General features: G+C 52.8%; 15 protein-coding genes. 13 read left to right on the top strand and 2 right to left on the bottom strand.

The window, feature by feature from the left end; all coding sequences use genetic code 11:
* Positions 1 to 700: 700 nt before the first annotated feature.
* Positions 701 to 1,228: an RNA polymerase sigma factor gene (locus ACJJIK_RS11205; protein WP_444932243.1), complete on the bottom strand. Its 528-nt coding sequence runs from the start codon at positions 1,226 to 1,228 to the stop codon at positions 701 to 703.
* Positions 1,229 to 1,463: 235 nt separating this feature from the next.
* On the opposite strand from ACJJIK_RS11205, the gene dnaX reads away from it, so the two are divergent.
* The 11 genes from dnaX (at position 1,464) to ACJJIK_RS11150 (ending at position 10,765) form a co-directional block, all read left to right on the top strand.
* On the top strand, positions 1,464 to 3,404 hold the full coding sequence (dnaX, locus tag ACJJIK_RS11200; RefSeq protein ID WP_444942785.1) for a DNA polymerase III subunit gamma/tau: 1,941 nt from the start codon (positions 1,464 to 1,466) through the stop codon (positions 3,402 to 3,404).
* A 57-nt stretch (positions 3,405 to 3,461) separates the two neighbouring features.
* Positions 3,462 to 3,806, top strand: coding sequence for a YbaB/EbfC family nucleoid-associated protein (locus ACJJIK_RS11195; RefSeq protein WP_444932241.1), 345 nt, complete (start codon positions 3,462 to 3,464; stop codon positions 3,804 to 3,806).
* Between the two features lie 30 nt (positions 3,807 to 3,836).
* Positions 3,837 to 4,442, top strand: a complete 606-nt coding sequence (gene recR, locus ACJJIK_RS11190; protein ID WP_444942784.1) for a recombination mediator RecR — start codon at positions 3,837 to 3,839, stop codon at positions 4,440 to 4,442.
* Positions 4,443 to 4,451: 9 nt separating this feature from the next.
* Complete coding sequence (gene rnd, locus ACJJIK_RS11185) at positions 4,452 to 5,582, top strand: ribonuclease D (protein ID WP_444932239.1); 1,131 nt, start codon at positions 4,452 to 4,454, stop codon at positions 5,580 to 5,582.
* The gene (locus ACJJIK_RS11180) at positions 5,579 to 5,866 is read left to right on the top strand and encodes a YcgL domain-containing protein (protein ID WP_444932238.1); all 288 of its coding nucleotides are present in this window, start codon (positions 5,579 to 5,581) and stop codon (positions 5,864 to 5,866) included. The genes rnd and ACJJIK_RS11180 overlap by 4 nt, the downstream gene beginning before the upstream one ends.
* A gap of 10 nt (positions 5,867 to 5,876) precedes the next feature.
* Positions 5,877 to 6,326 carry a YcgN family cysteine cluster protein gene (locus ACJJIK_RS11175; protein WP_444942783.1) on the top strand — a complete coding sequence of 150 codons (450 nt, stop codon included), beginning with the start codon at positions 5,877 to 5,879 and terminating at the stop codon, positions 6,324 to 6,326.
* Between the two features lie 199 nt (positions 6,327 to 6,525).
* On the top strand, positions 6,526 to 6,906 hold the full coding sequence (locus ACJJIK_RS11170) for a hypothetical protein (RefSeq protein WP_444942782.1): 381 nt from the start codon (positions 6,526 to 6,528) through the stop codon (positions 6,904 to 6,906).
* 294 nt (positions 6,907 to 7,200) lie between these two features.
* Complete coding sequence (locus ACJJIK_RS11165) at positions 7,201 to 7,356, top strand: hypothetical protein (RefSeq protein WP_444942781.1); 156 nt, start codon at positions 7,201 to 7,203, stop codon at positions 7,354 to 7,356.
* Between the two features lie 239 nt (positions 7,357 to 7,595).
* Entirely contained in the window at positions 7,596 to 8,480 is an 885-nt protein-coding gene (locus tag ACJJIK_RS11160; protein WP_444942780.1) for a hypothetical protein, read from the top strand.
* 187 nt (positions 8,481 to 8,667) lie between these two features.
* Positions 8,668 to 9,552 carry a hypothetical protein gene (locus tag ACJJIK_RS11155; protein ID WP_444942779.1) on the top strand — a complete coding sequence of 295 codons (885 nt, stop codon included), beginning with the start codon at positions 8,668 to 8,670 and terminating at the stop codon, positions 9,550 to 9,552.
* A gap of 97 nt (positions 9,553 to 9,649) precedes the next feature.
* A complete protein-coding gene (locus tag ACJJIK_RS11150) occupies positions 9,650 to 10,765 on the top strand; it encodes a hypothetical protein (protein WP_444942778.1) in 1,116 nt (371 codons plus the stop codon).
* Positions 10,766 to 11,016: 251 nt separating this feature from the next.
* On the opposite strand, the gene ACJJIK_RS11145 is transcribed toward ACJJIK_RS11150, so the two are convergent.
* Positions 11,017 to 11,184: a hypothetical protein gene (locus ACJJIK_RS11145; RefSeq protein WP_444942777.1), complete on the bottom strand. Its 168-nt coding sequence runs from the start codon at positions 11,182 to 11,184 to the stop codon at positions 11,017 to 11,019.
* A gap of 978 nt (positions 11,185 to 12,162) precedes the next feature.
* On the opposite strand from ACJJIK_RS11145, the gene ACJJIK_RS11140 reads away from it, so the two are divergent.
* Together ACJJIK_RS11140 and ACJJIK_RS11135 are read left to right on the top strand one after the other, a co-directional pair.
* Complete coding sequence (locus ACJJIK_RS11140; RefSeq protein WP_444932231.1) at positions 12,163 to 12,843, top strand: YEATS-associated helix-containing protein; 681 nt, start codon at positions 12,163 to 12,165, stop codon at positions 12,841 to 12,843.
* 108 nt (positions 12,844 to 12,951) lie between these two features.
* Positions 12,952 to 13,797, top strand: coding sequence for an AAA family ATPase (locus ACJJIK_RS11135; RefSeq protein ID WP_444932230.1), 846 nt, complete (start codon positions 12,952 to 12,954; stop codon positions 13,795 to 13,797).
* Positions 13,798 to 13,851: the final 54 nt, after the last annotated feature.

Raw genomic sequence — 13,851 nt, 5'->3', positions numbered from 1 at the left:
TCTCGATTTGTGCGACCTTTACTGCATACGCGGCTAAGTAAAAAAATAATTCCAACGCGTTTTTGCTGTATTACAGTAAAAAGTTCTGTCACTTGTAGAGTATTTAGGTTTACTCAACGCGACTCTTGAAAGCTGAGACGGCTGAATAGCTGGCCCCCTCAATTAATTTTCCTGAGAGGTGGGTATGAAAACTGGACTTCCTCTTTATTCTTATTGTTCATTCCCTATCCTGTTTCAGGTTATACCAGCCTGCTGTGGGCTACAGTGGTCTAGTTAGCAGAAATTTATACCTGCTTTTTCTTTTTGGTGGGAATATTGTTGCGAAAAGCCGAGTCTGCAGGTATCCGTTTATGGATCGGTACGATTTATTGGTGGGGGCAGTATTACCCTTGGCTTAGGCTCCACCACCCTAAATCCCCCTTAACTGCGCACTGCTCCGTTCTGCCTGGGAGCTTTTGGGTTATTGCGGTGCGGCCTCACAACCGGCGTCCGAGGATTCCCGATGGACCTCTGGTTCGACTCTGCGGGTGATATCTGCGATCTCGGCTGTCGAGACTTCACTAAAGTCTCTGAGTTTAAACTTGCCCTTTTTATGGCGTTCCCAGCCGTAGCGGGCCCAGCGGATAGCATCTGCAACCCGAGTTGTTACTACTCCAGAGATTGTGGCTTCAATGAGCGGCTCGTTTTTTAAGTTTGTGGATCAGGGGTCTGGATTGACCTTCTTACGGCAGGCTTTCAAAGCCTGCAAAATATATTTTTCCACACTGCTTACTGAAATATTCATCTCCCGGGCAATTTCACTATAGGAGAGACCCCGGGTCCTGTGTAACAGAAAGGCTTGGCGGCACTTGATCGGCAGTTTGTCCATGGTGTCATAGATGGACTGTAGCTGCTGGCGGGCCGCTAGCAGCCTTTCTGGTGACTGGTGGTCTGCGTGATCATCGGTGTAGGGTTCGCCCTCCATGGGAACCTGCTGGCTTACGTACTCCACATGGAGCTTGCCCCGGCGCAGTTGGTCCACGGCCAGGTTATTGGCAATCTGGTAGAGGTAGGCCCGGGGGTTCTCTAGTTCCTTTTCATCGCTGAGCTTTTGCAGGCGCAAATAGGCGTGTTGGGCAATATCCTCGGCATCGTCAGGGCTTTTGACAATGCGGGAGACAAAGCGTACCAAGGCCTGTCCGTGCTCGGTAAACAGCCGTTCGAGAAGCGTCTTCCTGGCCTTATTCATTACTGATCGTGATCCCCATACCCTGCTCGCCGTAGTTATGGACTGATTGTTCTTAGTGCGAGCTGGCGCACAGTTATATCACAAGCACCGGTTTGGCTACGAGAGGGACGATAGAACTTGACTGGTCACGAGCTTCTATTCCCTATGCCTCGCGGTCGATGCCGGTATAATGGCGACCGCGCCACAGGCGCAGCCGATAAGACTTTGTAGAGGTGTGTCGAGCACCGGAGATTGAATGAGTTATCAAGTACTGGCACGGAAGTGGCGACCGAAGCTGTTTCGCGAGATGGTGGGACAGGAGCATGTTCTCCAGGCGTTGATCAACGCGCTGGATAATGGCCGCCTGCATCACGCCTACCTCTTTGCCGGTACCCGTGGCGTGGGTAAGACCACGATCGCGCGAATCCTGGCCAAGTGCTTGAACTGTGAGGAGGGGGTCAGTTCTGAGCCCTGCGGCCAGTGCCATACCTGCAATGAGATTGCCGATGGCCGTTTTGTCGACTTGATCGAAGTGGATGCCGCCTCGCGCACCAAGGTCGAAGACACGCGAGAGCTACTTGAAAATGTGCAGTACGCGCCGACCCGGGGCCGCTTTAAGGTCTACCTGATCGACGAAGTTCATATGCTGTCGAACAGCTCGTTTAACGCGCTGCTAAAAACCCTTGAAGAGCCGCCCCCCCATGTAAAGTTCCTCCTGGCAACCACTGATCCGCAGAAACTGCCGGTAACGGTGTTGTCCCGCTGTCTTCAGTTCAAACTGAAGAATATGAGCCCCGAGCGGGTTGTGGGGCACTTGAAATTTGTATTGGAGCAGGAGCAGGTCCCATTCGAAGAGGGGGCCCTGTGGCATCTCGGCCGCGCCGCAGACGGCAGTATGCGCGACGGGATGAGCCTTACCGACCAGGCCATCGCCTTTGGCGGGGGGCAAATTACTGAAGCGGAAGTGCGCGGCATGCTGGGCAGTATCGACACCGGGCTGGTGTGGAAGTTGCTGCAAGCTCTATCTGAAGAGGATGCCCAGGCTCTATTTGCCACAGTGGCCGAATTGTCCCAGCAGGCTCCAGATTACAGTGCAGCGCTGGCGGAGCTCGCCGATAGCCTGCACCGTATCGCAGTGGCCCAGGTATTGCCGCAGTCTATCGATAACTCCCTCGGTGACGGCGAGCGTTTGAGAGGTTTAGCCGGGCGTATCGCTCCGGAAAACGTGCAGCTGTATTACCAGATGGCTCTGTTGGCCCGCCGCGATTTACCCCTGGCCCCGGACCAGCGCAGTGGCTTTGAAATGGCTCTGCTGCGCATGTTGGCTTTCCGTCCCCAGGGGGTTGCCGATATTCCCCGCTCGCCACTGCCAGCGACGCCCGAATCTGCTCCAGCAGAAGCGGTTCGCGCAGCAGTGCCGCCGCAGGCTCCGGTAGCACCCGCAGTGCCGGAGGCCCGCCCGGTAAAAAAGCCTGAAGCGGCGCAGCCGCCGGTTGTTACAGCGGTTGATGTGGTGCCCCCACAAGTAGAGCGGGGCCTGGGATCACCACAGGATCGGGCTGAGCCGCGCGAGCCGGCGCTGGAGGCCCAGCCAGAGCCAGTGATAAGTTCGCCCCCCGCACAAAAAGTGGTAGAAGCGCCCTCCGAGCGCAAGGACGTTCTGGCCGAACTGCGCCAGCGAGTCGCACAAGTGGAGTCGGCACCGCCACCACAGCACCCAGTGCAACAAAATGGGGCGACGGCCTCGCGAGAGGCGCCGGTAGAAAACCACCGTCGAGAAGTACCGAAAGCGCGCCTGGAAGCTTTAACCCCCGGCAGCTGGCCGGTGATGTATGGGCAGCTGGGTATCACCGGTATTTTGCACTCCATTGCCCAGCACTTGGAGATGGTGGGAAGGCAGGACAATATCCTCTCGTTCACTTTGGACGAATCCTACAGCAGCCTCTATGACGAAGTTCACCAGCGGCGCCTGGGCGACTCCCTGGCTGATTTTTTCCAGCAGCCGGTGGTAGCGCAGATACAAATAGGGCAGGTGCACGGCAGTACCCCCGCCCGCTTGGTCGCCGCTACCCGCCAGGCGCGACTGCAAGCGGCTGAGGATGCGTTGACCAGCGACCCATTGGTTCAAGAATTACAGGCAGAATTGAGTGCGGAATTGGTGCCGGGCTCCGTAGAATCACTAGTAGTTGAAGATTAATGACAAATAGGGCCCGGGCCACTCCCGGGACCACAGGCACAAGATAAGAGGTTACCTATGAAAGGTTTGGGCGATTTAATGCAGCAGGCCCAGAAGATGCAGGCTGATATGCAGGAAAAAATGCAGAAGATGCAGCAAGATCTGACAGAGCTGCGCATCTGCGGTGAGTCCGGTGCGGGCATGGTCAAGGTGACCATGAACGGTCGCCACGATGTCACCTCTGTGGAAATTGACCCCTCCCTGATGAGCGAAGAGAAGGAAATGCTGGAAGATCTGCTGGCCGCCGCAGTCAATGACGCCGTGCGCCGGGTCGAGGAGAAAACACAGGAACTGCAAAAGCAGGGGATGGGAGACCTGACCTCAGGTATCAATTTACCTGAAGGTTTTAAGTTCCCCTTTTAAGAAGTGGCCATCCACTGGTTTTGAGTTTGTATGTTTAGTCCCCTGATTGAAGAGCTGATCCGCGCGCTTCGCTGCCTGCCCAGTGTGGGCCCCAAGTCCGCGCAGCGCATGGCAATGTACCTGTTAGAGAAAGACCGCGAGGCGGCCGCCCTGCTGGCCCAGAGCTTGGCGCGGGCGGTGGAGCAGGTGGGCCGCTGTGGCCAGTGCCGCACCCTGACCGAAGAGGCCGTGTGTGCGCTGTGCAGCAATAGCCGGCGCGAGCAGGACTCGCTCTGCGTGGTGGAGACACCGGCGGATGTCCTGGCTATCGAGCAGGCCGGCAATTACCACGGTCGCTACTTTGTCCTGCATGGACACCTCTCGCCTATCGATGGCATTGGCCCGGGGGACCTGGGAATCGATCTGCTGGAGCGGAGGCTCGCCAGCGAGCCGCTGCGAGAGCTTATTGTCGCCACCAATCCTACGGTAGAGGGCGAGGCCACGGCGCAGTACATTGCCGAGCGAGCCCGCGCCCAGGGCGTGGCAGTGAGCCGGATCGCCCACGGTGTGCCTATCGGCGGAGAGCTGGAATATATCGATGGCGGTACTCTCGCCCACGCCTTTAATAGTCGAACCGCATTTTTCTCCGGCAGTTGAGTGATATCGATGACAGAAATAGATACCACTCCACGCTGGGTCGACAGCTGTGAGCAGCTGGCAGAATTGTGTGCACAGTGGCGCAAGCAAAGTGCGGTGGCCCTGGACACCGAGTTTATGCGTAGCCGTACTTTTTATCCGCAACCGGCCCTGGTTCAAATCGGTGATGGAAGGCACTGCTACCTGATCGACAATTTGGCGATCGAGGATTTACAGCCGCTGCGCGACCTTTTGCTCGATACCGCTGTTACCAAAATTATGCACAGCTGTAGCGAGGACCTGGAAACCCTGGAGCGCTTGCTGGGGGTGATTCCCGAGCCCATTTTCGATACTCAAATTGCCGCAGCGCTCTGCGGTATGGGCGCGGGTTTGGGCTATGCGGCGACCGTAAACCAGCTGCTGCATATTGAATTGCCCAAGGGTGAAACCCGCTCGGACTGGCTACAGAGGCCCCTCAGTGATGCGCAGAAAACCTATGCCGCTCTAGATGTGGCCTGGTTGCCGGTGCTCTACGACGTATTGGTGCAAGACCTCAACGGGAAGGGGCGCCTGGCGTGGTTGCAGGAAGACTGCGAATCACTGGTTGTCTCGGCGCGCAACCCGAATCCGCCCGAGGTTTACTATCAAAAAGTGAAAGGCGCCTGGCGCCTGCGCAGTAAACAGCTGGCGGTGTTGCAGGATGTGTGCGCCTGGCGCGAGAAGCAGGCCAGGGTACTGAATATGCCGCGCAACCACTTGTTGAAAGAAAATATCTGTATGGGCATGGCTCAACAGTTGCCCCGGCATAAAGGTGCACTGAGCCAGCTGGGTATGGAGGGCCGGGCCCTGCGCGAGCACGGTGAGGCACTGCTGAAAATTGTTGCCCAGGCCTGCGACAGAGAGGACCCGCCCGCGCGAATGCAGCAGCCGCTCAACCGGCAGCAGGGGGAGATCCTTAAGCAACTGCGGCTTGAAATGGTGTCTATCGCCGAGCGGGCCGGCTTGCCCGCCGAAATTTTAATCCGCAAGAAAGAGCTGGAAGCCTTGGTCCAGGCCCGCCAACCAGAATTGCAGGGCCGGCTCAGAGGGTGGCGGTCCGATGTGGTTGGTCGCCCCTTGCTCGAGGCCTTGAAACAATTGCGTAAAGAGGAAATGAAGTGAAAGTTTTATGCGATATTTATCGCAGTCCGAATAAAGACGAAATGTATCTGTATGTGGATAAGCGCGAGGGTACAGCGCGGGTCCCGGATAATCTACTGGCGCTGTTCGGCAAGCCACAGCATGTCACTACGATGTTGATGACCCCGGATAAAAAGTTGGCCCGGGCAGAGGCGGACAAATTGCTCAAAGAGGTGCGCACCCGTGGCTATTATTTGCAGATGCCGCCGGTAGCCGACTCAGAAATGAGTGAAATCGCACTAAAAAATAGCAAATTACAGCGCTGAGTTGAGCTAAATGGCACACAGGCCTTTTTGGCGGCGAAAAACGCTGGAACAAATGAACCGGTCCGAGTGGGAGCAGCTGTGCGACGGTTGCGGTCGCTGCTGCCTGCACAGCCTGGAAGATGACGATACGGGCGAGGTCTACCTCACTAATGTCGCCTGCCGGCTGTTGGATACCCACTCCTGCCAGTGCAGTCAGTACAGCCAGCGCAAAGCCCATGTCCCCGGATGTATTCAGTTGCGTATAGAGGATATTCCCGAGTTCGATTGGTTGCCGCTCACCTGCGCATATCGCAGTCTCGCGGAGGGACGCCCCCTTGCGGATTGGCACCCACTGGTATCGGGAGATCCGGAGTCAGTACACCGGGCGGGGATATCGGTGCGTGGACGCGTGGTTAGCGAAGACTCGGTCCACCCGGATGATATGGAAGAGCATATTATTTCGTGGGTTGACCCCGGCTGATCGGAAATGGGAACTGCGGTCTGTGAACGCTTTTGAATATTGCGCATAATCAATAGGATCACTCTTTGTATTGATGGGTAGCTGGTCGTGTTTATTCCCGAAAGGGTATGGGTACGCCAGTGCCGAGGGAGTGACGCGGTAAAAGGCCCAGGTGTATATCCGATTTTGATATCGGAGTGCCAGAAAGTAGAGTGAGAGAATGTCAGAAGATTTCCAATTTGCCTGGATGGTATACGCCGTTTCAACACTGGTTATGTTGTTGGCGGGCTGGTGGTTTATGCGCAATTGGCGCTGGAGCTGGGTGCGTCAGACATTGCTGTTAGTGGTTGCGGCAGTGCTGTTGATACCGGCAAAGACCTCTGTGGCGGAGTCGGTAGCGGTGCCGGTATTGCCGCTGTTTGTTTATCAAACCCTGTTTGAAGACGAGGGCGCAGCGCCAGAAGTAATCACCCATCTGATTTTTGCTTCAGGTGGAGCCCTGGCAATTATGCTGGTTTGGGGGTTTATCAGCTTATTGTTAAAGTTCCGCCGGAAAAGACAGCGCCGCTTTAACGAAGATCCCTATTTCGATGAGCAGTAACTCAAGGTATGGCTGGCGTGCCAGAGAGTAGGGTAGCCGAATTTTATTGGTATTCTCATTTGATGAGTAACTTTTCCAAGGCCGCCTAGCTCTCGGACTCTTAACCCTTCTCTATTGAGGCCTCTGGTTTTATCAATGCCCGTGGCTTCACTCCACTTATTTTACCTTGTGCTATGGATAGGAGTGGGGGTGCTTCACTGTCATATCCGATCTCTCTTAATCTCACTGCGCGCTCAAAGTTCAGAGATTAATATTTTGTGAGCCGCCGCCCAAATTTAACTCAAAGGGCTATCCATGGATGCTGTTGCCCAAATAAATATTCAAGCCGCAATAGGCAATCTGGCGCTGTTTGCCTTTTACAAATTCGTATATCGTTCTTTTGATCACTGGTGGAGTCTGGTCTTTGCAGTCAATTTTGGGGCCTTAATTCCAGCACTTGATGAGTGCTGAGCGAAGCATATGCCCTTCCTGCCTCTGGACTACTCAGTAGGCCCGGAGCCGTTATGGGTATGCCTCAGGAGCCTTACCGATAGTTATCATTATTGGCCGCTATCCCCCATCATTAAATGGATCAATGGCAGTATAGGTGGTGGCTACTGATAATCCGCTGAAATTGATAATCCATAGTCCTCGATATATTCTTTTGCGCGATCGATAAGGATTTCGGTTGCGCAAGGATGGATTTCCCCATGTTATCTCGCTTATTTGCCTCGCATCAGCGGCCCTTTATCCCTCGTCGTCACGAGCGTGAGACTATTGCTATCGATCTCTCCGGTAGCTGCCTGACTTTTAGTTTGCCGCCCAACTTTTGCTATGACAGCTTTGGCGATTCCAGTCAGGAGCCGCCGCAGCGGGTCAATATTTTTGCTAATCGTAATTACGTTGATGACAGTGGCTATGAAGAGTGGAGACGCGAGGGCGTAGCCAGCCAGACACTAATGAAACGCAGCTGGGAGTTGTTTGGCCCTATTTGGCACGTTCGCCCTATTGGTACTATTGATTTTGTGTTGACTCTGAACCGACATGACGCCTTGCCTAAAAATATGAGTTGTTTTAATCCGCAGCACTTTGAGCAGGTCATTATGCGTTACCTATATTACTGGGGGCCCTGCCATCCCGACGACTATGTGCAGAAAGCTCCCCTTAATTGGCAGCTGCGTGAGCTGGATGGGGCAACAGCTATCTTTTTTGAAAAGCATGATGATCACCCTCCCCAACGTCTGGAAGAAAACCCATACTACGGTACCTACTTTTCCAGCCGCTTGTTTATTCCCCTCGGTCAGCATCATTATATAAGACTCAACTTTCGTTATCTGGGCTATGCGCCGGTAAAGCCTTGTCTAGCCGCAATGAATAGCATTCGCGATACGGTATGCGATAGCGTCTCATTGCAGTTTGGTGTTGATGCTCAGTCACAACTATTAAAGGCACGGCAGCAGTGGCCAGAGGCTAGAGCTAGTTATAAGCGTGGAGTTGAAGTCTGGACCTATCCCGAGTGGCAGCGGGGGGGAGAGTTCGGTGGCGATATTATTATCACTAAGCCCGGTAGTCCGCCACCGGCTTGGCAGGAGTAAGCTTTTAAAGGGTACTCAAGTCTAACTTTAATATTGATGCTAGCGAGGAGTCGCTATAGGTGCAGGTAGTATTGCCGATAGGGCTATTTTAGGGGAGGGTGAAAACCTCAATATCAATCACAATGGCTACGTGATACTCTTCTGCATGATCGACAAGGATTTCGATTGAGTAAGGATGGATTTCCCCATGTTATCTCGCTTATTTGCCTCGCGTCAGCGGCCCTTTATCCCTCGTCGTCACGAGCGTGAGACTATTGCTATCGATCTCTCCGGTAGCTGCCTGACTTTTAGTTTGCCGCCTAACTTCTGTCATGACAGTTTTGGCGATTCCAGCCAGGAGCCGCCACAAAGCGTCAACATTTTTGATAACAGCAATTACGTTGATGATAGTAGCTATGAAGAGTGGAGGCGCGAGGGAGTGGCCGGTCAGACGCTAATGAAGCGCAGCTGGGAGCTGTTTGGCCCCATCTGGCGCGAGCGCCCAATTGGCACTATTGATTTTGTGCTGACATTGAACCGCCACGACAAACTGCCCAGTAATATGAGCTGCTTTAATCCGCAGCACTTTGAACAGGTCATTATGCGCTGTCTGTATTACTGGGGGCCCTGTCATCCCGACGATTATGTACAAAAAGCTCCGGTTAATTGGCAACTGCGCGAGCTGGATGGGGCAACTGCGATATTTTTTGAAAAGCATGACGATCATTCCCCCCAACGCTTGAAAGTAAACCCATACTACGACACCTACTTTTCTAGCGAATTTTTTATTCCACTGGATCAGCGTCATTACATTGATCTTCACTTCCGTTATCTGGGCTATGCGCCGGTAAAGCCTTGCCTAGCCGCTATGAATAGCATCCGTGATACGGTCTGCGATAGCGCCTCATTGCAGCTCGGTATTGATGCTCAGTCACAACTATTAAAGGCGCGACAGCAGTGGCCAGAGGCTAGAGCTAGTTATAAGCGCGGAATTGAAGCCTGGACTTATCCCGAGTGGTGCCGGGGAGGGAAGTTTGGTGGCGACATTATTATCACCAAGCCCGGCAGTCCGGCACCGGCTTGGCAGGAGTAAAAGTTTAAAGGGCACTCAATATTTAACAAACACCATTCAATATTGATATTAGCAAGGAGCAGCTATGAGAGCAGGTAGTACCGCCTGGAAAGCCATTGTGGAGCAGGGCGAAAACCTCAATATCAATCGCAGTGTCTATGTGTTTAAGCAGCACTACCCTATCTGGGATCTACTTAAGCGCGAACACATTGGCAACTACTACAAAACCAGTCTGGTGCGGGCTGTTTACAGCTTGGCCGTTACCCCCGGTGGTCGTGACAATAGTGTTCGCGCCCTGAACTTGGATGGCGCGCAGATTAACTACCAGATAGATGGTGATGGTGATGTGCTGATTTACGGCTTGAATATCGATAGCACTATCTCAGCCCCTGAAACAGATCAAGCAACAGGTTTGTATAAGGTAAAGAAAGATAGACGAGAATGGAAAACTGACCGACATCAACAAACTAGCATGGACCATAGCCATAACTGGAACAATGCGCACTACGCAGCTGTCAGTGGTAAATTTGACAGCAAAGAGGAGGCAGGTAGACTGTTAATTACACATATTGCCAATGCCTATAATGGGGCGCTTAATTCCCATGATTTATCTGGCAACAAAAAACATTATTCCCTTTTTTGGCAAAACGGACAATATCAAGCAAAGCATAACACTAGGGCTCTCACTGCACTGATCCAGCAGGCCCAAGCCAACAATGCCCGTATTCACTGGTTAGTGCATGGCGAGGGTGCAGGTACTTTCGTGCAGGCTCTACAAAGCCTGGCTAAGCGGCCCGCTATCAGTGCCTTGGTGGCTGAGGGAAATGAGCTTTCGCATCAGAGTGTATTTTTTTCTAATCCTCGGGGAGGAAATACTCGGGAGGAAGATCTGAAAAAATACTGTGAAGCTGCTGGGATACACTTGGTTGGAGTTAGGACTAATATGTTCGATTTAAGAAATCCCGATGCGTTACAGAATGTGCGAACAGAGGCGATTCTGTTGCTCGGTAAATATGGCGTTGGTGGTGGTGCTACCGCTGCTGGTTGGGACGATTTTCAGCAGGCTCTAGGGCATTGGGAAGCTGCACGAACCACATTGGCAATTATTGGTTTTAGTCTGGCTGGTTATGTTTTGGGGAAAGACGCGCTATCCAAAAATGGTGGTTACGCGCGCAATTTACCAAAAGCAATCAGTAATACTGTGGGCAATGGCAATAAATACTGGGCAGCGTAAGGGTAATTTCCAGAGGAAGACGGAATCCTATAAATAGGAATAACGTGGGTGAAACTATTGATTCCGATTTAAAAATTCCCACTAGTCCTAATTTTTATCTGGATGGACAAGTGGCTACTCAGCACAGCAGTGCCATAGCTGTAACAGTAAGGCTATGGGAAACCCTGGATATAAGTGAAACTAAATGGATTGCTTTTGCACGGACTTTCTGCCGTCGTTAATCCAGGGTGTCTCATGTATTGGCCGCTAGGCTATAAAACCTCAAGATAAGAGTCTATAGCCCCATTATATGTGCCCTCATCCTCGATAAGCCGCAACGCCTCCTTACAGGCCGGGCACTCAAACTCGTCGTTGGCTTCAATGCAACTACTTTGCAGCCAATCTCGACTAATAAATCCATCGTAGGCAGGATATTTCATGCACCTTTAGTCTCCTATTCCCTTAAGTGCTACTACGCAAATGTGCCAGGAAACTCGCGTTTCCCTACCTCAACCAAACTGCTTCTAATCAATCACAGTGCGCAACGGCCAGCAGTTTGGTCGGCTAGACGCCTGGCACGATAGTTATCGCGGTAAATCTCAATAGGCTGCACTGAGAGGTCTTGCCGTTATACAGCCTGATCTTCCTTATTTCTAGCTATGTCGATTGGTAGCTGCTGGGTAACAGCCTTGAGGATAAGAATTGATAACAGGCCAAGGTATTAACCTGATTCCTGGATTTTTTGCCCTGTTTAAATAAGCCCGGTCCACTCAAACCAAGCAATTGCTGACGCTATTCTGTGATCGACCTATCTGGCAACGAGCTAAGGATTCAGCCACTGCTGCTGCAGTGCTGTCTGTCGCCGCCGATCGTATAGTTTGTTAGTAGCCATCGGTGCCACAGCGGCGCATAACATAGCCTGCCTAGCTTTACTTTCTTGTATTGGCCTGCTAAGCAGGACTTCCCCCCAATTGAGACCTTGAAGCGCAGCGGGCAGGCTAGGCTCTCCGGTTGCTGGATGATAGTATCTGGCCCGTTTATTTGTCGTATAAGGCGTTGGAGTTCAGCCTGGTTGGGATTCTATTGACTGCGCCTTAAGCCTCTGACAAGGCCATCACTGGCTCTTCGACGCTTATATCCAGGCCAGCTGGTATCAAAGGCGCCAAACTCCTTAACACAGCCAACCTCAACCAATGACAGCTGCTATATCTATTAAACTAGTTCCCGCTGTGGCGCGATGTAAAACAATGTAAAAGCCGTGTCACTTTCCTGTTAGGTGTCCAGCAAAAAAAGCGACGGCTGCCGATAAATAGACACAACCTCGCACCTATAGGACCTTGCTGGAAAGAGTGAAATATTCAGTTCAACACCCACCTGCACAGATTGGTAGTGAGAGCCGAAATGGCTGAGGAATACTGATGCTCGATCACCTGCTTATATTGACCGCAGTAATGCTGGTTTCGGGCATTTTGGGTGGGTTGGTCAATTACTATCAAATGTTGTTTACCGAAGAGGACCCGGCAGGGTTGGCCCGCTGCCTGATTATGGGCTTGTGTGGCGCGCTGATGGTGCCGATTTTCCTTAAATTCACCCAGAGTGACCTGCTGATAGAGATCCAGGGTGATCCATCGAGGCTGTTGATTTTTACCGGCTACTGCCTGCTCGCCGCTATTGCCTCTCGTATGTTCGTATTTAATGCCGCGAGGCGCCAGTTGCGCGATGCCAGTATTGCCCGCGCCCGTGTCGAAAATATGGAGCAGGAACTGCGCACTATGCAGTTGGAAATGATGCCCCTGCTGGAGCATGAAATCGAAGGCGATCCAGAGCAGGGGCCGATGATCGATTTTAACCAGATCCGCAAACTGGATGACAATGCCTTGCAGGTGCTGCACCTGTTAAATACCGGCGAGTGCGTATTTCGCTCTCTGGTCGGCATGGTGCAGGACAGCGGTATGGAAACCAACTCCATCGCCCGCGCTTTAAACGGCTTACTGGTACTGGAAATGGTCGGTAAAATTCACAGCCACCTGGGTATTCGCTGGTATATCACCGGCAAAGGGCGCCAGGTTGTACACCGCCGCAGCACTCAGACAGCCTAGCTCAGGCTGGTCATCTAATTTGAGCGTTCCCGCCTCGCTCCCCGCCGGTTGATCAATTATCATTCGCTAAAAGAGATAGATAGCCTCGACGGCAGGATTGGAGCAGTTATGAAGTTTACCGGTACCGAAAGCTATGTAGCGACCGAAGACTTGCAGATGGCGGTGAATGCGGCCGCTACCTTGCAGCGCCCACTATTGATCAAGGGTGAGCCTGGCACCGGCAAAACACTGCTCGCCGAGCAGGTAGCGGAGAGCCTCGGCTTAAAGTTGATCCAGTGGCATATTAAATCCACCACCAAAGCCCAGCAGGGCCTGTATGAGTACGATGCGGTATCTCGCCTGCGGGACTCCCAGCTGGGGGTGGATAAGGTCCACGATATCGGTAACTACATTAAGCGCGGCAAGTTGTGGGAGGCTTTTGCCGCAGAAGAGCGCGTGGTGCTGCTGATCGATGAAATCGATAAGGCGGATATCGAATTTCCCAACGACCTGCTGGTTGAGCTGGATCGTATGGAGTTCTTTGTGTATGAGACCGGCGAAACCATCAAGGCCAAGCAGCGCCCCATCGTTATTATCACCTCCAATAATGAAAAAGAGTTGCCGGATGCCTTTTTGCGTCGCTGCTTTTTCCATTACATCAGCTTCCCCGACCGCGACACCATGCGCAAAATTGTCGATGTGCATTACCCGGAGATCAAAGGGCAGCTGGTGGCTGAGGCAATGGATATCTTCTTCCAGCTGCGCGAGGTTCCGGGCCTGAAGAAAAAGCCCTCCACCTCCGAGCTGATCGATTGGCTCAAGTTGTTGATGGCTGATGATATTCCCGAAGAAGTGCTGAAAAACCGTGACAGCAGCAGCGCCATCCCGCCACTCTACGGCGCCCTGCTGAAAAACGAACAGGATGTCCATATGCTGGAGCGCCTGGCGTTTATGGCCCGTCGCGACAATCGCTAAACGGTATTTGCTTATATCACCGGGGCTTGAGGGCCCCGGTAACCCCGGCCCGCT

Source organism: Microbulbifer regidiadema (SeqCode) (assembly GCF_052466995.1).
This window is presented reverse-complemented; position numbering and strand designations above follow the sequence as displayed.